Origin of the sequence: Micromonospora sp. WMMC241 (assembly GCF_027460165.1) — a bacterium.
Taxonomy (GTDB): domain Bacteria; phylum Actinomycetota; class Actinomycetes; order Mycobacteriales; family Micromonosporaceae; genus Micromonospora; species Micromonospora humi.
Map to the genome: position 1 here is coordinate 6,314,655 of NZ_JAPZBF010000001.1, position 17,501 is coordinate 6,332,155.

The following is a 17,501-nucleotide window of genomic DNA, read 5'->3' on the forward strand; positions in this document are numbered from 1 at the left end:
TGATCATCAATTGGCAGCTCGTCATCGCCGTGCTGGGCGGATCGGCCATCGGGCTGGGCCTCTTCCTGGTGGTGCGGGAGGCGCTGCCGGCCACCCCGGCGCTCGGCCCGGCCCTGCGCCGGCTGCACCAGCCGCCCGGCCAGACCCCGGTGGCCGGCGCCGGTCCGGACTGGCTCGGCGGCTTCGCCCGCTGGCTGCGCCCGCCGACCCGGCAGCTCGCCCTGCTCGACCGCACCCCCGAGCAGTACGCCCTGTCGGTGCTGCTCTCCGCGCTGATCGGCTTCGCCACCCCGGCGGTCGCCTCGGCCGTGCTCTTCGTCGGCGGGGTGGCCATGCCGGTGGTCGCGCCGGTGCTGGCCAGCCTGGGTCTGGCGCTGGTCGCCGGCCTGGTGGCGCACCGGTCGGTGCTGGCCAAGGCGGACGCCGCCCGGGACGAGTTCCGGGCGGCGGTCTGCACCTACCTCGACCTGGTGGCCTTGCAGCTCTCCGCCGCGCACGGCCCGGTGCAGTCGCTGGAACGCGCGGCGGCGGTCTGCGACGGCTGGGTCTTCGACCGGATCCGGGAGGCGTTGCGGCTCGCCCAACTCCAGATGCACTCGCCGTGGGACGAGTTGCAGGAGCTGGCCGACCGGATCGGCATCCCGGAGCTGGGCGACGTGGGCGCCATCATGCGGTCCTCCGGCAGCGAGGGCGCCCAGGTGCACGAGACGTTGCGGTCCCGTGCCGACTCGCTGCGCGACCAGATCCGCACCGACAACCTGGCCCGGGCCGAGGGGGTGACCAGCAAGTTGGACATCCCCGGCTCGCTGCTGGTCTTCGTCCTGCTCGGCTTCGCCGTCTACCCGTTCATCGCCCGCCTGTGACACCCACCCCCGAGAAGGAGACGACCATGTACCTCTACACCTACCTGTACGCGGCGGTGAGCAACCGCCTCGCCGAGCTGCGCCGCGACGGCGAGCGCGGCGACAGCCCGGTGCCGACCGCGGTGATCATCTTCGGCCTGGTCGCGGTGGCCATGGCGGTCACCGGCCTGGCCCTGGCCCGGGCCAACAACTGGATGAACGCCATCCCGAACAACACGGCGCCGAAGGCTCCGTGATGCCCGGCCCCGCCCGTACGGCCCGGAGCCGGTCGGTGCCCGCCGGCCGGCCCGCCGGTCCGCGCGGTCCGGGGCGGATCGCCGCCGCCGTTCGCGTCCGCCTCGACGCGGGCGGGCGCGAACGGGGCGCCAACCCGGTCGAACTGGCCGTGATGATGCCGGTGATCCTGGTGCTGCTCTTCGGCTCGATCCAGGTCGGCGTCTGGTTCGTGGCCCGGTCCACCGCGTTGAACGCGGCGCAGACCGGGGTGAACGCGCAACGCACGTTCGACGCCGGTCCCGACGCCGGCCGGGACCGGGCGACCAGCTTCCTGCGCCGCTCCGGGGACTGGCTGGTCGGCTGGGACCGTACCGGGCCGACCTGCGTGGAGACCGCCACCGACGTCACCTGCACGGTGCGCGGCCGCTCCCTCTCGGTCATCCCGGGTGTCGACTTCGAGGTCGTGCAGACCGCGCACGGCCCCGCCGAACGCTGGACCACGGGGTGAGGCCGGTGCCACGGGACCGGGGTTCCGTCTCGATCGAGGTGGCGGTGCTCGCCCCCGCCTTCATCGCGCTGATGGTGCTCGCCGGGGTGGCCGGCCGGACCGCCGTCGCCGACGAGGCGGTGGAGTCGGCCGCGCACGACGCCGCCCGGGCCGCCTCGCTCGCCCGGACCGGCGCCGACGGCCGGAAGGCCGCCGAGAAGGCGGCCCGCGACCAGCTCAACTGGTCCGGCCTGCGCTGCACCGCCCCGCCCCGGCTGGACCTGACCGGCTCGGTGGCCGGGAAGCGGGCCACCTTCGCCGCCGCGTACCGCAGCGCGGCGGGCGTACCGGCGACCGTGACCGTCACCGTGACCTGCACGGTCTCCTTCGACGACCTGCGCGCCCCCGGGCTGCCCGGGGTGCCGGGCGGCAAGACCGTCTCGGCGCGGTTCACCTCGCCGCTGGACACCTACCGGAGCCGCGGATGACCGGGCGGCGCGGGGCGGAGAGCGGCCGGGTGAGTCTCTTCCTGGCCGTGGCGATGACCGGCGTACTCGCCATCGTCAGCCTCGCCTACGACGGCGCCGGGCAGCTACGCACGCTGCAACGCGCCGACAACCTCGCGGCCGAGGCGGCCCGCAGCGGTGGCCAGATGATCGACCGGGCGAGCGCCATCGAGGGCGGCCCGAGCCGGATCGACCAGGACGCCGCACGCGTCGCCGTCGCCGGCTACCTCTCCGCCGCCGGTGGGGTCGACGGCCACGAGGTCGACTTCCCCGTGGTCGGCACCGAGACCCAGATCCGGGTACGCGTGCGGATCACCTACCGCCGGGACCTGCTCGGTCTGTTCGGCGCGCAGAAGACCGCCACCGTCACCGGTGAGGCCACCGCTCGGGCGCTCACCGCGCCACCACCGTAGGAAGGAAGGCCGCCATGGGTGCACCAGGACGTTCCGCCGCCCGCCGCGCCGGTCAGGTCCTCACCGGGCTCGGCGCCCTCGTCGTGCTGGTCGGGGTGCTGGCCGGCGGGCCGGTCGCGCTGCTGGCCTTCGCCGGCAACCCGCTGCCCGACCACCTGCCCACGCTGGCCGAGCTGGGCACGGCGTTGACCAGCCGCGACGACGGGCAACTCTTCCTGCGGGCGCTGGCGGTGGTGGGGTGGTTCGGCTGGGCCACGTTCGCGTTCTCCGTGGTGGTGGAGCTGCTCGCGTCGGCGGTGCGCCGGCCCGCGCCGAAGCTGCCCGGGATGCACCGCCAGCAGCGGGCCGCAGCCGCGCTCGTCGGTTCCGTGGCGCTGATCCTCGCGGCCAGCCCGGCCGCGGCGAGCGCCGCCGCGCTGACCGCCCCGCAGCCGGCGATGGCCGCGCCGGTCGTCACCACGGCGTACACCGCGCCCCGGGTCGCCACGCCCGCGCCCGACGCCGCCGGCCCGGCGGTGTACCGGGTGGCGAAGGGCGACTACCTGGGCGAGGTCGCCGACCGCTACCTGGACGACTTCGACCGCTACCGGGAGTTGGCCCGGTTGAACCGGCTCGCCGACCCGGACCGGATCCGTCCCGGCCAGCTGATCGAGCTGCCCGGCGGCGCGGTGGACGACGGCGCCCGGCGGCACGCGGCGGGCCGGCTGGTGGTGACGGCGGCGAAGCCGGTGCCGGCGAAGCCCGGCGGGGGTGCCACGTCCTCGCCGGCGGCGAAGCCGAAGCCGAAGCCCGCGCCGGACACGCCGGCTCGGGACGCCACCCCCACCGTGGAGGCGCCGGACGGGCAGCAGCCGGCGATGGCGGCGGGTGCGTCCCGGGCCACGGCCGAGGAGGGCATCAACCGCCCGCTGGCCATCTCGGCGGTGCTGGCGGTGGCGAGCATCGTGGGCGCGCAGATCGGAGCCGTCCTGGGCCTGCGGCGGCGGCCGGTGCCGGCGCGCATCCCGGGCAACGGACGGCACCGCCGCGACTGAGACAGGCGGAGGTCAGGGCAGCCGGGCCTCGACCTTGCCGGAGACCACGCGGGTGGGCAGCACGACCTGGTCGTTGGCGGCCGGGCCGTGCACCACCTGGCCACCGTCGAGGCGGAACGCGCTGCCGTGCCACGGGCACACCACGCAGGCGTGGCCGTCGATCTGCTGGACCTTGCCCTCGCCGAGCGGCCCGCTCTGGTGGGGGCAGCGTTCCAGCATCACGGTGACGTCGTCGCCGTGCCGGTAGACGAGGACCGACACGTCGTCGATCCTGCGGGTGAGCAGCTCCCGCTGCGGCAGGCTGCTCAGGTCACCCACCGGGTGCCAGCCGTCGCCGATCAGGTGCAGCTCGGAGACGCTCTGGCTGACCTGCGCCCCCTGCTTGTACGCCAGGTGCCCGCCCAGGTAGGCGCCGCCGCTCGCCGCGGAGAGCCCCAGGTAGGCAAGCGTCCGACCGAGCCCGTGCCGCCCGTTCAGGCGGGCCGCGAGCGAGCCGGCGTAGAGGGTCAGGCCGACGATGTTGGCCCCGGCGTGCACCAGCCCGACCCGGCGCTGGTCGCGGGAGAGGGCCGCCCAGTCGTTCCACCCGGCGACCGCCGCCGGCAACGCGCTGACCGTGCCGAGCCCGACCAGGGCGGTGGCGGCCCGGCGCTGACCGGGCAGCAGGTCCACCACGGCGGCGGAGATCCACGCGCCGACCGGGACCTGCACCATCGCGGGGTGCAGCGGATGCCCCAACCAGACGCCGTGCAGCGCGTCCCGGACCCGCTGCGAGCTGAGCGTGCCCTCGACGGCACGTTGCAGCCGGTCACTCACCCGGTCGAGTCCGGAGGCCTGTTCGAGCTTCGTCAGTAGTCGGCGCACCTCTTCCGACTTCCCGGTAGCAGAGCGCCCAAACCGGACGCCCGGGAAAACCGCGCGACACCCGGCGTACCGTCGAGGCCATGGCCCGCCGTCGTATCCCCCGTTGGCTCGCCCGCGCACCGATCCCGCTCTACCGCCACGGTTTCGGCCGGCTGCTCGGCCGCCGGTTGATGATGCTGGAGCACCGGGGCCGCCGCTCCGGCCTGCCCCGGTACGTGGTGCTGGAGGTGGTCGACCGGGAGCAGGGCGCGCTCTTCCTCGCCTCCGGCTACGGCCCGGGCTCGCAGTGGTTCCGCAACGTGCGCGCGGATCCGGCCGTACGGGTGTGGACCGGGCCGGACCAGGGCGTGCCCGCGCGGGCGGTGGTGCTGACCGGCGAGGAGGTCCGGCAGCGGCTGGCGCGCTACCGGCAGCGGCACCGGCGGGCCGCTGCGGCGCTGGGCCGGACGCTCGGCATTCCCGAGCTGACCGGCGGCGACCCGCTGCCGGCCGACGTGGACGCCCGCCTCCCCCTGGTCCGCCTCGACGTCGCGGAACGGTGATCCCTTCCTGTGAACCAGGCGTACGCCTACCCCCGACTGGATATACTTCAGCAGCGTGTCGTATATAGGGGGCGAGGATGACCAAGATCCTGGTCGATGTCGATGACGAGGCGTTGGCGGACGCGGCCCAGGCGTTCGGTACCAAGACCAAGAAGGACACGGTAAACGTCGCTCTCCGTGAGGGCGCGGCACGCCTGCGCCGTGCCCGGGCGTTGGCCGAGCTGGCCGGGCGTGGGCGGGCCGGCGACTTCGACGAGCTGCTCGACAAGGGCAACTACCGCTCGTGAAGCTGGCTGACTATCTGATCGACACCAGCGCCCTGGTCCGGCTTCTCCGCGACCCGGACGTGCTGGGCCGTTGGGAGCAGTCGGTGACCGCCGGACTGGTTGCGGTGTGTCCGCTCGTCGAACTGGAGTTCCTCTACACCGCCCGGTCCGTTGCCGACCGCGCGCAGCTCGAGGAGCAGCTCCGAGCTGTCTTCGGGTGGGTGACGATGCCCGACCGGATCTACGAGCGCGCCGCCGAGACGCAGCTCGAGCTGACCGCCCGAGGAACTCACCGGTCGGCTGGTGCGGTGGATCTACTCATCGCCGCCACCGCCGAATACCACGGGCTCTCGTTGCTGCACTACGACCGGGACTTCGACCAGGTCGGCGCGGTCACCGGCCAGCCGATGCGTTGGCTGGCCCCACCCGGCGCGATCAAGTAGCCAGGCCGCGTCCGCTGGCGCGTCGGGCGCCGCCGCGGGCATGCTGGGCCCATGGGGGTACGCGTCGAGCACGCCGGTGCCGTGACCACGGTGATCCTGGACCGGCCGGAGGCCCGCAACGCGGTGGACGGGCCGACCGCCCGGGCGCTCGCCGACGCGTTCCGCGCGTTCGACGCCGACCCGGACGCGGCGGTGGCGGTGCTCTGGGGCGCGGGCGGCACGTTCTGCTCCGGCGCCGACCTGAAGGCGATCGGCACGCCACGCGGCAACCGGGTCGAGGCGGAGGGCGACGGCCCGATGGGGCCCACCCGGATGGTGCTGTCCAAGCCGGTGGTCGCCGCGATCTCCGGGTACGCGGTGGCCGGCGGCCTGGAGCTGGCGCTCTGGTGCGACCTGCGGGTCGCCGAGTCGGACGCGACGCTCGGGGTGTTCTGCCGGCGGTGGGGGGTGCCGCTGATCGACGGCGGGACGGTCCGGCTGCCCCGGTTGATCGGCGAGAGCCGGGCGATGGACCTGATCCTCACCGGGCGGGCGGTGCCGGCCGACGAGGCGTACCAGATGGGGTTGGTGAATCGGCTGGTCGCGCCCGGCGCGGCCCGTGCGGAGGCCGAGCGGCTGGCTGCCGGGCTCGCCCGGCACCCGCAGACCTGCCTGCGCAACGACCGGGTGGCGCTGCTGGCCGGAGCCGGCCGCCCGGAGCCGGAGGCACTCGCGGTGGAGCTGGCCTACGGCATGGAGTCGCTGGCCGCGGACGGGGTGCGCGGCGCCGGCCGATTCGCCGCCGGTGCCGGCCGGCACGGCGCGCCGGCCGGCTGAGGCGTCACTTCAGGTTGCGCAGCGCGTCCTCGATGGCCCGGTGGAACGTCGGGTACGTGTAGATCATGTGTCGGAGCTGGCTGATCGGCACCGCCGCGTGCACGGCCACCAGCAGCGCGGAGAGGACCTCGCCGCCGGCCGGTCCGGCCGAGGTGGCGCCCACCAGCACGCCCTGGTCGGCGTCGGCGATCAGCTTGATGAAGCCGGCGTTGCCGGTCTTGTGGATCCACCCCCGGGTCGACGAGGTCAGGTCGGTGTGGCCGACCTGGACGTTGATGCCCCGGTCCCGGGCCTGCTGCTCGGTCAGGCCGACGGCGCCCACCTCGGGGTCGGTGAACGTCACCCGGGGCAGCGCCCGGTAGTCGGCGACCGGGACGCTGCCCGGCGCGACCGTCGAGCCGCCCGCGCTCATCGCGCCGCCGACGGCGCTGACCACGCCGGCCGCGCCGCCGACCACGCTCGCGGTGCCGCTGGCGTCCGGGCCGCCCTTGGCCCGCCGCATGTGGTCGAGCACGTCGGCCACCACGATGCCGGCCTGGTACATGGCGATGTGGGTGAACGCGCCCTCGCCGGTGAGGTCGCCGACCGCCCAGATGCCGTCGGTGACGTGCATCCGGTCGTTGACCGCCAGGTAGCGCTGGCCGGCGTCCACGCCGGCCGTGTCCAGGCCCAACTCCTCCAGGTGCGCCCGGCGGCCGGTCACCACCAGCAGCTTCTCGCCGGTGAACGCGGCATCGTCGGCGTGGACGGTGAACTCGGTGCCGTCGTGGCTGACCCGGCCGACCTTGGCCCCGGTGCGGATCTCCACCCCGTCGGCGCGCAGGGCCTCCGCGGCGAGCGCCGAGGCCTCCGGCTCCTCGACCGCGAGCACCCGGTCGGCCGCCTCGACGACGGTGACCCGGACGCCGAAGCGGGCGAACACCTGGGCCAGTTCCAGCCCGATCGCGCCGCCGCCGAGCACCAGCAGGGTGCCGGGCAGCTCCTCGACCTCGATGGCCTGGTGGTTGGTCCAGTAGGGCGTGTCGGCGAGCCCGTCGATCGGTGGGACCGAGGGCCGGGTGCCGGTGCCGAGGACCACAGCGAAGCGGGCCTCGAAGACCTGGTCGCCGACGCGTACCCGGTTGGGGCCGTCGAGCCGGCCGCTGCCGCGCACGAACCGGCCGCCCTTGCCGGTGAACCGGTCCACCGCCGCCTTGTCGTCCCAGGTGTCGGTGGCCTCCTCGCGGATCCGCTTCGCCACGGGTGCCCAGTCGGGTCGCACCTGCGCGGAGCCGGCCAGCTCGTTGACCCGGTGCGCCTCGGCGAGCGCGTTGGCCGCCCGGATCATCATCTTGCTCGGCACGCACCCCCAGTAGGGGCACTCGCCGCCGACCAGGTCCCGTTCGATGCCGACCACGTCGAGGCCGGCCTCGGCGAGCCGCCCGGCCACCTCCTCGCCGCCGACGCCGAGCCCGACCACGACCACGTCCACCACTTCCGGCTCTGCCATCCCGCCAGCATTCCGCACCGCCGGGGCGTCCGGCCACCGGACCCGGCCGGAATTCCCCCGCCGGTAATGCGTTCGACGGCCTACCGTGGCCGGATGCACGCGCGCTTCGCCCCGGTCCGGGACGCCTTCCACGACCTGTTCGCCACCGGCCGGGAGACCGGCGCGGCGCTGTCCGTCCGGCTCGACGGCGTCCCGGTGGTGGAGCTGGTGGGCGGCACCACGGCGGCGGTCCCGCCGGGCGCGGTCGTGTCGGCCGTCGGGGCGGACCGGCCGTGGCGGCCGGACACGCTCGTCGACGTCTACTCGGTGGGCAAGCCGGTGGTGGCGCTCTGCCTGCTGCTGCTGGTGGACCGGGGCCGGGTCGACCTGGACGCGCCGGTGGCCGCGTACTGGCCGGGGTTCCGCGCGCCGGCCACCGTGCGGCAGGTGCTCGCCCACACCGCCGGGCTGCCCGCGTTCCCGGTGCCCCGGCCCGCCGAGGCGATCACCGACTGGGGGCTGCTCTGCGCCGACCTGGCCGCCGCCGAGCCGGAGTGGACGCCGGGCGCCGTCGCGGGCGAGCACGCCTGGACGTACGGGCACCTGGTGGGCGAGCTGGTCCGCCGGGTGGACGGGCGTTCGGTGGGGCGCTTCCTGGCCGAGGAGATCGCCGGCCCGTGGCGGCTGGACCTGGCGTTCGGGCTCGGGCCGGCGGACCGGCGGCGGTGCGCCGACCTGTCGTACACCGATCCGGGCTGGCCGGACCGGACGCGCGGTGAGCCGGGTTCGTTGCGGGCGCGGGCACTGGACAACCCGCCGGGCGGGCGCGACGTGGCGGTGGTGAACGGCGACGCCTGGCGGGCCGCCGAGATCCCGGCGGTGAACCTGCACGCCACCGCGTCGGCGCTGGCCCGCTTCTACGCGGGCCTGCTCGCCGGCGGCACGCTGGACGGCGTGCGCCTGCTCGAACCGGGGCTGGTCGCCGAGGCGACGAGGGTGCAGTACGCCGGCCCGGACCTGGTGCTGGGCCGGACGGCGCACTGGACGCTCGGCATGCAGTGGGAGCCGGACGGGAGTTGGGGCATGGGCGGGATCGGCGGCAGCAGCGCCTGGGCCGACCCGGAGCGCGGCTACGCCTTGGCGTTCGTGACCGCCCGGCTGGCCGAGCACGACCGGGTGGACGAGCTGACCGAGGTGTTGCACTCCTGCCTGTGACCGGGTGCGGTCAGCGCATCCAGACCGGGTCGCTGCCGGGCACGTCCAGCGGCGGCGGGTAGTCGAGGGTGCGACGCGTCTCGTCGGGCAGCCGCCACGGCTGGTGCACCGCCTTACCGGCCACCGACTCCAGCTCGGGCACCCACCGCCGCACGTACGCGCCGTCCGGGTCGTACCGTTCGGCCTGCCGCACCGGGTTGAAGCCCCGGTAGGGCCGGCTGTCGTTGCCGGTGCCGGCCACCCACTGCCAGTTGCCCGAGTTGTTGACCCGGTCGCCGTCGAGCAGCCACCGGAAGAAGACCTCCAGCCCGGGCCGCCAGTCCAGCCCGAGGTGCTTGGTGAGGTAGCCGGCGGTGATCAGCCGGGCCCGGTTGTGCATCCAGCCCTCGGCGCGCAGCTGCCGCATGCCGGCGTCCACGATCGGCATCCCGGTGCGCCCCTCGGTCCAGGCGGCCAGCGCGTGCGGGTCGTCCCGCCAGTCCTCCCGGGCGCCCCGCCGGTAGGCGGTGGTGGTCAGGTCGGGGAAGCCGGCGACCACCTGGTGGTAGAAGTCGCGCCAGCAGAGCTGCCGGACGAACGGCCCGTCGCGGTCGCCCGCGCGGTTCGCCACCGCGAGCGGGGAGACGCAACCCCACCTGAGGTACGGGCTGAGCCGGGAGGTGTCGTCGCCGGCCATGTCGTCGTGGATGTCGTCGTAGCGGTCGAGCGTGGGCAGCCAGGCCTTGAGGCGACGCTGGGCGGTCTTCTCCCCGCCCTCGGCGGCGTCCGGGCTGTCGCCCTTCGGCGGTTCCGGCAGCCGGCCCGGGTCGACGCCGTCGGGCAGCCGGATCCGTTTCGGCGCGGCCAGCTCCTCCCGCGGCTCGACGCCCTGCCAGGCGCGGAAGTAGGGGCTGAACACCCGGTAGTGGTCGCCGCCGGTCGGCTTCAGCGCGCCCGGCTCGACGACGGTCAGCCCGGGGAAGAGCCGCAGGAACATCCGGTGCCGCTCGCACTCGGCGCGCAGGCGGCGTTCCCGCCGGTGGGCGTACCGGGTCGCGTCGGCGGAGAGCCCGACGCCCTCGGCGCCCACCGCGCGGGCCAGCTTGACGGTCTCGACCACCGGGTCGCCGCGTCGGACGACCAGGTCGCCGCCGCGTTTTCGGAGCGCCTCGCGCAGCTCGGCCAGGCTCTGGTGCAGGAAGCGGGTGCGGTTCGGGGAGAGCTTCTGCAGCGTCGGGTCGAGCACGTACAGCGGCACCACCCGGTCGAACGCCGAGGCGGCCGTGGCCAGCGCCGGGTGGTCGTGCACCCGCAGGTCGCGGGTGAGCAGCACGACCGCCGTACGCTCGGTCATCCGGCCAGGGCCGGGGTGAGCGCCGGGCCGGGCACCTGGACCGGCGTGCCGGTCGGGGTGAGCAGCGCCCGCGCGGCCACCGCCATCCGCCGCCGCTGCGGGACCAGGGCCCGCCGGACGAAGACGTCGAAGCCCTGCCCGGCGACCTCGTCGAGGATCCCGCCGTAGAGCGCGTACGCGGTGCGCATGCAGGCCTGCGAGGCGGGGTTGAGCAGCGGGATGCCGGGCGCGGCGGCGAGGTAGTGGGCCTGGGCGCGGGTCACCTCGTACTCGATCAGCTCGCGGATCGCCGGCGTGGTGCGCCCGGCGGCCTGGGCGGCGAGCAGGTCGTCGCGGGTGACGCCGAACTTGGCCAGGTCCTCGTCGGGCAGGTAGGTGCGGCCCCGGTCGAGGTCCTCGGCGACGTCCCGGATGAAGTTGGTGAGCTGGAACGCGAACCCGAGCTGGCGGGCGGGCTCGCGGGCGGCGGCCGGGTCGGAGCTGCCCAGGATCGGCAGCATCATGGTGCCGATGACGGCGGCCGAGCCCTCCATGTAGTCGAGCAGGTCGTCGTAGGTCGGGTACGACATGACCGTGAGGTCCATCGCCATGCTGCGCAGGAACGACGCGAAGTCGTCGCGGTCCAGGTCGAACACGGCGATGGTGTGCAGCACGGCGGGGAGCAGCGGGTCGTCGACCGACGCACCGTGCAGGCCGGCGACGAAGCGGTCGGACCACTCGCGCAGCCGGGCGGCGCGCTCGGCGGGCGGCAGGTCCTCGGTGCGGTCGACGATCTCGTCCGCGTACCTGGTGAATCCGTAGAGGGCGTGCACATGCCGCCGTTTCCAAGCGGGGAGCAGCCGGGTGGCGAGATAGTAGGTACGGCCGTGACGCCGGTGCAGCTCGCGGCAACGGTCATAGGCAGCGGTGAGATCCGTGTCCACCGGCCCTCCTCGGTTTCGACGCAGCAATCGACGCAACTCGTAACCCTAGGGTACGCTCCCCCTCATGGCCAACGACGCAGTTGCGGGGAATGCGCTCCGCGTCGCGCCGGCACAGCCGGAGGCGACGGACGATCCGGTCAACGGCGTGCTGGCCGCGTTCACGAAGGACCTGATCACGGGCGTCGACGACACGCTCGCCGCGTTCCTGGCCGCCGAGGTCGACTCGCTCACCGAGATCGACGCAGCGATGGGTGGTTTCGCCGCAACGGCGCGCGACGCCGTGCTGGCCGGCGGCAAGCGGGTGCGCCCCACGTTCGCCTACTGGGGCTGGCGCGGCGTGGTCGGCGGCGACGACCCGCTGCCCTCGGTGCTGCCCGCCCTCGCCGCGCTGGAGCTGCTGCACACGTTCGCGCTGGTGCACGACGACGTCATGGACGCCTCCGACACCCGGCGCGGCCGGCCCACCGCGCACCGCGCCGCCGCCGCGCGACACCGGTCGGCCGGGCACACCGGTGACCCCGACCGCTACGGCGAGGCGATCGCCGTGCTCATCGGCGACCTCTGCATGGTCTGGGCCGACCGGCTGATGGCACACGCCGCCGTGCCGGCCGACCGGCTGCTCGACGTGCGCCGCTGCTACGACCAGATGCGGGTGGAGACGGTCGCCGGCCAGTTCCTGGACGTGCTCGGCGAGAACGACGCGGCGAACTGGTCGGTCGACCGGGCGCTGCGGGTGGCCCGCTACAAGACCGCCAGCTACACCGTCCAGCGACCGCTGCTCTTCGGCGCCTGCCTGGCCGGCGTCGACGCGGACGGCCCGCTTATCGCCGCGTACACCCGCTACGGGCTGGCCGTCGGCGAGGCGTTCCAGCTCCGCGACGACCTGCTCGGCGTCTACGGCGACCCGGCCACCACCGGCAAACCGGCCGGCGACGACCTGCGCACCGGCAAGCCGACCGCGCTGCTGATGCTGGCCCGGCAGCTCGCCGACCCGGCCCAGCGTCGCGCGTTGGACCGGGCCGGCTCGGTCACCGGCGCGGGCGAGGTGGCCCGGCTGGCCGACCTGGTCCGGGAGACCGGGGCCACCGCCCAGGTCGAGCGGATGATCTCCGAACGGGTGACCGACGCACTGGCCGCGCTCGACACCGCACCGATCGACGAGACGGCGCGCACCGCGCTGACCGGCCTCGCCACCGCCGCCACCGCGCGGCGGTCCTGATGAGCAACCTCGTGAACAAGGGAGCCGGAATGCGCACCGTCAACGGACGGACCGACCGGGTGGTCGTGGTCGGCGCCGGGCTGGGTGGGCTGGCCTGCGCGCTGCACCTGGCGGGCAGCGGCCGGCAGGTGACAGTGCTGGAACGCGAGCCGGTGCCGGGCGGGCGCGCCGGCCGGCTCAGCGTCGACGGGTACGAGTTCGACACCGGCCCGACGGTCCTCACCATGCCCGACCTGATCGCCGAGGCGCTGGGCGCGGTCGGCGAGGAGCTGACCGACTGGCTCGACCTGACCCCGCTCGACCCGGCCTACCGGGCCTACTACCCGGACGGGTCGACGCTGGACGTCATCACCGACACCACCCGGATGGCCGCCGAGATCGCCAAGGTCTGCGGCCCTCGCGAGGCGGACGGCTACCTGCGCTTCGTCGACTACGCCCGGAACCTGTGGAAGTGGGAGCGGGCCGACTTCATCGAACGCAACCTGGACGCGCCGACCGACCTGCTCACCGGCAACCTGCTGAAGCTGTTCGCCAACGGCGCCTTCCGGCGGCTCCAGACGAAGATCAACCAGTTCTTCCGCGACCCGCGTACCCAGCGGATCTTCTCCTTCCAGGCGATGTACGCGGGCCTGTCGCCGCACGACGCGCTGGCCATCTACACCGTCATCGCGTACCTCGACTCGGTGGCCGGGGTGAGCTTCCCGCGCGGCGGCATCCACGCGGTCTCCCGGGGCATGGCCGGCGCGGCCGAGAAGCACGGCGTGCAGATCCGCTACGGCACCACGGTGACCCGGGTGGAGACCGCGCACGGGCGGGCCACCGGTGTGATCACCTCCGACGGTGAGTTCGTCCCCGCCGACGTGGTGGTGCTCAACCCGGACCTGCCGGTCGCCTACCAGGAGCTGCTGCCGGAGAGCCGGCAGCGCAAGCTCACCTACTCGCCGTCCTGCGTGGTGCTGCACGTCGGCTCGAAGCAGGGCTATGGCAAGATCGCCCACCACAACATCCACTTCGGACGGGCCTGGAAGGGCACGTTCGACGAGGTGATCCGGCGAGGCGAGCTGATGACCGACCCGTCGCTGCTGGTGACGAACCCGAGCCGCACCGACCCGTCGGTGGCCCCGGCCGGAAAGCACACCTACTACGTGCTGGCCCCGGTGCCGAACCTCGACCGGGCGCCGTTCGACTGGCCCGGCGACCTCACCGGACGCTACGCCGACCAACTCGTGAGCACGCTCGAGGAACGCGGCTACGTCGGCTTCGGCGACGGCATCGAGGTGCTGCGCACGGTCACCCCGGCCGACTGGGCTGCGCAGGGCATGGCCGCCGGCACCCCGTTCGCCGCCTCCCACAGCCTCTTCCAGACCGGCCCGTTCCGCCCGTCGAACCTGCACCGGACGCTGGGCAACGTGGTCTTCGTCGGCTCCGGCACCCAGCCCGGCGTGGGCGTGCCGATGGTGCTGATCAGCGGCAAGCTGGCCGCCTCCCGGATCACCGGGCACATCTCGTGACGGCACGGGAGGACCACCTGGTCGAGCTGGTGGACGACGGCGGCCGGGTGGTCGGCGAGACCACCGTGGCCACCGCGCACCAGCCGCCCGGCCGGCTGCACCGGGCCTTCTCGGTGCTCCTGGTCGACCCCGCCGGCCGGGTCCTGCTCCAGCAGCGGGCCGCGGTCAAGACCCGGTTCCCGCTGCGCTGGGCCAACTCCTGCTGCGGGCACCCGCTGCCCGGCCAGTCGCTGACCGAGGCGGCCAACCATCGGCTCGCCGAGGAGCTCGGCCTCGGCCCGGTCGACCTGACCGAGGTGGGGGTCTACCTCTACTACGCCGAGGACCCGGCCACCGGCCGGGTCGAGTTCGAGTACGACCACGTGCTGCGGGCCGACGTCCCCGCCGACGTGGCCCTCCGGCCCGACCCGGACGAGGTCGCCGAGTTGCGCTGGGTCGACCCGGGCGCGGTCTCGGCCGACCTCGACGCCGACCCCCGCGCATACGCCCCCTGGCTGGGGGGCGTGGTGAACCGGCTGCTGCATCCGGCCCACCCGTCCCGGTCGGGCACACCGGCCGGGCCGTCCCGGTCCGGCGCGCCGGCCACCGAGGCACCGGAGCGGTCGGGTGGCCGATGAGGCGCTGAGCGCGGGGGCCGTCGCGCGCCGACTGGGTGTGGCGGTCACCACGCTGCGAACCTGGCACCAGCGCTACGGCCTCGGTCCCAGCGAACATGTGCCGGGTCACCACCGGCGCTACACGCCGGTCGACCTCGCCCGCCTGGAGATCATGCGACGGCTCACCGCCGAGGGGATCGCGCCCGCAGAGGCGGCCCGCTGGGCCCGGCAGGCACCGGCCGTGCTGCCGCCCGAGCGGCTCGGCCTGAAGGCCGGCGTGTCCACGGTCCGGGACGGCGGCGGCACCACCATTCCGGTCGGCCGGGCCGGGCCGGTCGCCCGCGGCCTGGCCCGGGCCGCCATGCGACTGGACTCGGTGACGATCGGCCGCACCATCGCCGACGCGCTGGCCACGGACGGCGTGGTGGCGACCTGGGAGGGGCTGCTCCGGCCGGTGCTCGCCGGCATCGGGGAACGGCACGCCGCCACCACCGGGCTGATCGAGGTGGAACACCTCATGTCCCGGTGCGTGTCCGAGGCGTTCGCCTCGGTGGCCCGGGCGCACCCCGCCGTCGGACCGCCCCGGATCCTGCTCTCCTGCGCCGACGAGGAGCAGCACTCGCTGCCGCTCGAGGCGCTGGCCGCCGCGCTGGCCGAGGCCGGGGTGAGTTACCGGATGCTCGGTGCCCGGGTGCCGGTGGCCGCCCTCGTCGAGGCGGTCAACCGGACCGGGCCGGCGGCCGTGGTGCTCTGGTCCCACACCCGCGCCACCGCCGACCCGCACCAGCTCGCCGCGCTGCTGGCGGTCCCGCGCCGGCCATTGCTGGCGCTCGCCGCCGGGCCGGGCTGGCGGGCCGACTCCCTGCCGGCCGGCGTGGTCCGACCGGTCGACCTGGCCGAGGCGCTCTCGCTGGCCGTCGCCGTCCGGGATTCGCTGGATCAGTCGACGGCGGGCTGAGGGGGGCCTCCCGCTCGGAGGGTGTCGTCCACTACGGTCGGAAAGTCCGTCTGACCCGACCCCTCCGGGAGCGACAGATGCGTCCACGCACCGTTCTGGTGTTCGCGCTCGGCCTGATGCTCCTCGTCACCGGCTGCGGCGGCCCGGGCAAGACCCCGCAGAAGGTCGCCGCCCCGCCGTCGGCCTCGGCCGCGCCGAAACCGACCCCCAGTCCGAAACCGAAGCCCACCCACACCACTCCGCCGGCCAAGCCGAAGCTGCGGCCGCTGCCCAAGCAGCTCCCGGCCGGCCTGCACCGGCGCAGCGGGAGCCCCGGGGTGGCGCTCACCTTCGACGACGGGCCGGACCCGCGCTACACGCCGCAGATCCTCGCCCAGCTCCGGGCGGCCCACGTCACCGCCACTTTCTGTGTGGTCGGCCGGCAGGCCAAGCGCCACCCGGAGCTGGTGGCCCAGATCGTCCGCGAGGGCCACCAGCTCTGCAACCACAGCTGGCGGCACGACGTGGACCTCGGCCGGCGCCCGCTCGCCGCGATCCGAGCCGACCTGGAACGGACGAACCGGGCCATCCACGCCGCCGCGCCGAACGCGCCGATCACCTGGTTCCGGCAGCCCGGCGGCCGGTGGACGGCCGAGGAACTCACCGTCGCCCGGCAACTGGGGCTGCGTCCGCTGCACTGGAGCGTGGACCCGCAGGACTGGGACCACCCGCCGGCCAAGAAGATCATCAAGCGGGTGGAGTCGGCCAGCCACCACGGATCGGTCGTGCTGATGCACGACGCAGGCGGCGACCGGACCCAGACGATGGCCGCCTGCCGGCACCTGATCCCGGACCTCAAGCGGCGGTACGGCATCGTCCGGCTGCGGTGACCTGCGGTTTCACTCCGCGATGCGCCTGCTGCCATACCGGTTTGGTCGTCCGAGGAGGCATGGCATATGCTTCTCATGCCTCCGGCGGGGCCGGATGGGAGCAAGTCCGCTTGAAGTTGCGAGTGTGCAATGATGGCGGGGCCGCCCTCATCGTCTAGCGGCCCAGGACGTCGCCCTTTCAAGGCGGTAGCACGGGTTCGAATCCCGTTGGGGGCACGATCCGGCTCATGCCGGTTGCAACACCAGCCAGGTCCTGTGGAGCAGTTGGAGTGCTCGCCGCCCTGTCAAGGCGGAGGTCGCGGGTTCAAGTCCCGTCAGGACCGCAAGCGCTGACGCCGCGCACATCATGCGCGGCGTTCTGCGTATCGGCCCGTGCGGTAGCATGTGCCGAGCACCACGGCCAGGTAGCTCAGTTGGTACGAGCGTCCGACTGAAAATCGGAAGGTCGGCGGTTCGACCCCGCCCCTGGCCACATAGCCTTTCGCCGGGCTACAGAGATCCCCACCAGCCGAAACGCCGGTGGGGATCTTGCTGTATCGGGGCTCAGGAGCAGCAGGCGCCTTCCGCCTTCTTCTCCAGTTGCGGCGAGTCGGCCTTCACGGTGTAGACCTCCCAGGGCTCGTCGCCCGGCCCGCGCACCCAGACCTTGTCCTGGAGGGCGTAGCAGCACTCGGTGTCGTTCTCCTCCAGCGTGATCAAGCCGGCGCCGGTGAGCCGGTCGGTGGCGGCGGTGACCTCGTCGGTGCTGGCGACCTCGACGCCGAGGTGGTCCATGACGGTGGGCCGGCCGGTCTCGCCTTCGAGGAGCACGAGCTTCAGCGGCGGGTTCTCGACGGCGAAGTTGGCGTAGCCGGGGCGGCGCTTCGCCGGCTCGACGCCGAACAGCTTGCTGTAGAAGGCCACGGAGCCTTCGAGGTCGGACACGCGCAGGGCGAGCTGGACGCGGGACATGTCGTCTC

At 74.3% G+C, this 17,501-nt stretch carries 21 protein-coding genes and 3 tRNA genes; 19 read left to right on the forward strand and 5 right to left on the reverse strand.

Going from position 1 to position 17,501, the window contains the following annotated elements; genetic code table 11:
* Window positions 1-2: 2 nt before the first annotated feature.
* Genes O7598_RS28710 through O7598_RS28735 form a run of 6 tightly spaced genes read left to right on the forward strand, consistent with a single transcriptional unit; the run spans window position 3 to window position 3,519 of the window.
* On the forward strand, window positions 3-863 hold the full coding sequence (locus O7598_RS28710) for a type II secretion system F family protein (RefSeq protein WP_442929943.1): 861 nt from the start codon (window positions 3-5) through the stop codon (window positions 861-863).
* Between the two features lie 26 nt (window positions 864-889).
* Window positions 890-1,099 (forward strand): hypothetical protein, encoded by a 210-nt coding sequence (locus O7598_RS28715; protein WP_269694321.1) that lies wholly within the window; start codon window positions 890-892, stop codon window positions 1,097-1,099.
* Window positions 1,099-1,587 carry a TadE family protein gene (locus tag O7598_RS28720; protein ID WP_269694322.1) on the forward strand — a complete coding sequence of 163 codons (489 nt, stop codon included), beginning with the start codon at window positions 1,099-1,101 and terminating at the stop codon, window positions 1,585-1,587. Before O7598_RS28715 ends, O7598_RS28720 begins: the two co-directional genes overlap by 1 nt.
* Entirely contained in the window at window positions 1,584-2,054 is a 471-nt protein-coding gene (locus O7598_RS28725) for a TadE/TadG family type IV pilus assembly protein (protein WP_091062288.1), read from the forward strand. The genes O7598_RS28720 and O7598_RS28725 overlap by 4 nt, the downstream gene beginning before the upstream one ends.
* Window positions 2,051-2,485: a hypothetical protein gene (locus tag O7598_RS28730; RefSeq protein WP_269694323.1), complete on the forward strand. Its 435-nt coding sequence runs from the start codon at window positions 2,051-2,053 to the stop codon at window positions 2,483-2,485. The genes O7598_RS28725 and O7598_RS28730 overlap by 4 nt, the downstream gene beginning before the upstream one ends.
* A 14-nt stretch (window positions 2,486-2,499) precedes the next feature.
* Window positions 2,500-3,519, forward strand: a complete 1,020-nt coding sequence (locus O7598_RS28735) for a LysM peptidoglycan-binding domain-containing protein (protein ID WP_269694324.1) — start codon at window positions 2,500-2,502, stop codon at window positions 3,517-3,519.
* A 12-nt stretch (window positions 3,520-3,531) separates the two neighbouring features.
* Here the strand turns inward: O7598_RS28735 and O7598_RS28740 are convergent, their stop codons facing one another.
* A complete protein-coding gene (locus O7598_RS28740; RefSeq protein ID WP_269694325.1) occupies window positions 3,532-4,383 on the reverse strand; it encodes a Rieske 2Fe-2S domain-containing protein in 852 nt (283 codons plus the stop codon).
* An 80-nt stretch (window positions 4,384-4,463) separates the two neighbouring features.
* Between O7598_RS28740 and O7598_RS28745 the strand changes: the two genes are divergently transcribed.
* The 4 genes from O7598_RS28745 to O7598_RS28760 all read left to right on the forward strand — a co-directional run bounded on the left by O7598_RS28745 (window position 4,464) and on the right by O7598_RS28760 (window position 6,450).
* Complete coding sequence (locus tag O7598_RS28745) at window positions 4,464-4,925, forward strand: nitroreductase family deazaflavin-dependent oxidoreductase (RefSeq protein ID WP_269694326.1); 462 nt, start codon at window positions 4,464-4,466, stop codon at window positions 4,923-4,925.
* Between the two features lie 77 nt (window positions 4,926-5,002).
* Complete coding sequence (locus O7598_RS28750) at window positions 5,003-5,212, forward strand: type II toxin-antitoxin system VapB family antitoxin (protein WP_269694327.1); 210 nt, start codon at window positions 5,003-5,005, stop codon at window positions 5,210-5,212.
* Complete coding sequence (locus tag O7598_RS28755; RefSeq protein WP_269694328.1) at window positions 5,209-5,634, forward strand: PIN domain nuclease; 426 nt, start codon at window positions 5,209-5,211, stop codon at window positions 5,632-5,634. Before O7598_RS28750 ends, O7598_RS28755 begins: the two co-directional genes overlap by 4 nt.
* A 51-nt stretch (window positions 5,635-5,685) precedes the next feature.
* A complete protein-coding gene (locus O7598_RS28760; RefSeq protein ID WP_269694329.1) occupies window positions 5,686-6,450 on the forward strand; it encodes a crotonase/enoyl-CoA hydratase family protein in 765 nt (254 codons plus the stop codon).
* 4 nt (window positions 6,451-6,454) lie between these two features.
* Here O7598_RS28760 and O7598_RS28765 read toward each other — a convergent pair whose 3' ends face one another.
* A complete protein-coding gene (locus O7598_RS28765; protein ID WP_269694330.1) occupies window positions 6,455-7,939 on the reverse strand; it encodes a dihydrolipoyl dehydrogenase family protein in 1,485 nt (494 codons plus the stop codon).
* A 93-nt stretch (window positions 7,940-8,032) separates the two neighbouring features.
* Here O7598_RS28765 and O7598_RS28770 point away from each other — a divergent pair, with 93 nt between their 5' ends.
* Complete coding sequence (locus O7598_RS28770; protein WP_269694331.1) at window positions 8,033-9,133, forward strand: serine hydrolase domain-containing protein; 1,101 nt, start codon at window positions 8,033-8,035, stop codon at window positions 9,131-9,133.
* A gap of 10 nt (window positions 9,134-9,143) precedes the next feature.
* Here the strand turns inward: O7598_RS28770 and O7598_RS28775 are convergent, their stop codons facing one another.
* On the reverse strand, window positions 9,144-10,466 hold the full coding sequence (locus tag O7598_RS28775) for a cryptochrome/photolyase family protein (protein ID WP_269694332.1): 1,323 nt from the start codon (window positions 10,464-10,466) through the stop codon (window positions 9,144-9,146).
* The gene (locus tag O7598_RS28780) at window positions 10,463-11,389 is read right to left on the reverse strand and encodes a phytoene/squalene synthase family protein (protein WP_091062268.1); all 927 of its coding nucleotides are present in this window, start codon (window positions 11,387-11,389) and stop codon (window positions 10,463-10,465) included. Before O7598_RS28780 ends, O7598_RS28775 begins: the two co-directional genes overlap by 4 nt.
* A 64-nt stretch (window positions 11,390-11,453) precedes the next feature.
* Between O7598_RS28780 and O7598_RS28785 the strand changes: the two genes are divergently transcribed.
* The 8 genes from O7598_RS28785 (at window position 11,454) to O7598_RS28820 (ending at window position 17,014) form a co-directional block, all read left to right on the forward strand.
* Window positions 11,454-12,608 carry a polyprenyl synthetase family protein gene (locus O7598_RS28785; RefSeq protein ID WP_269694333.1) on the forward strand — a complete coding sequence of 385 codons (1,155 nt, stop codon included), beginning with the start codon at window positions 11,454-11,456 and terminating at the stop codon, window positions 12,606-12,608.
* A 29-nt stretch (window positions 12,609-12,637) separates the two neighbouring features.
* Window positions 12,638-14,119, forward strand: coding sequence for a phytoene desaturase family protein (crtI, locus tag O7598_RS28790; RefSeq protein WP_269695016.1), 1,482 nt, complete (start codon window positions 12,638-12,640; stop codon window positions 14,117-14,119).
* Window positions 14,116-14,736: an isopentenyl-diphosphate Delta-isomerase gene (gene idi / locus O7598_RS28795; RefSeq protein ID WP_269694334.1), complete on the forward strand. Its 621-nt coding sequence runs from the start codon at window positions 14,116-14,118 to the stop codon at window positions 14,734-14,736. The genes crtI and idi overlap by 4 nt, the downstream gene beginning before the upstream one ends.
* Window positions 14,726-15,673: a MerR family transcriptional regulator gene (locus tag O7598_RS28800; protein ID WP_269694335.1), complete on the forward strand. Its 948-nt coding sequence runs from the start codon at window positions 14,726-14,728 to the stop codon at window positions 15,671-15,673. The genes idi and O7598_RS28800 overlap by 11 nt, the downstream gene beginning before the upstream one ends.
* A 77-nt stretch (window positions 15,674-15,750) precedes the next feature.
* Window positions 15,751-16,542, forward strand: a complete 792-nt coding sequence (locus tag O7598_RS28805) for a polysaccharide deacetylase family protein (RefSeq protein WP_269694336.1) — start codon at window positions 15,751-15,753, stop codon at window positions 16,540-16,542.
* A 143-nt stretch (window positions 16,543-16,685) separates the two neighbouring features.
* A tRNA-Glu gene (locus O7598_RS28810) sits at window positions 16,686-16,758 on the forward strand.
* Window positions 16,759-16,791: 33 nt separating this feature from the next.
* Window positions 16,792-16,865: transfer RNA gene (locus O7598_RS28815), tRNA-Asp, on the forward strand.
* Between the two features lie 75 nt (window positions 16,866-16,940).
* Window positions 16,941-17,014 (forward strand) — tRNA-Phe (locus tag O7598_RS28820).
* Between the two features lie 71 nt (window positions 17,015-17,085).
* Here O7598_RS28820 and O7598_RS28825 read toward each other — a convergent pair.
* The gene (locus O7598_RS28825; RefSeq protein ID WP_269694337.1) at window positions 17,086-17,493 is read right to left on the reverse strand and encodes an ArsI/CadI family heavy metal resistance metalloenzyme; all 408 of its coding nucleotides are present in this window, start codon (window positions 17,491-17,493) and stop codon (window positions 17,086-17,088) included.
* Window positions 17,494-17,501: the final 8 nt, after the last annotated feature.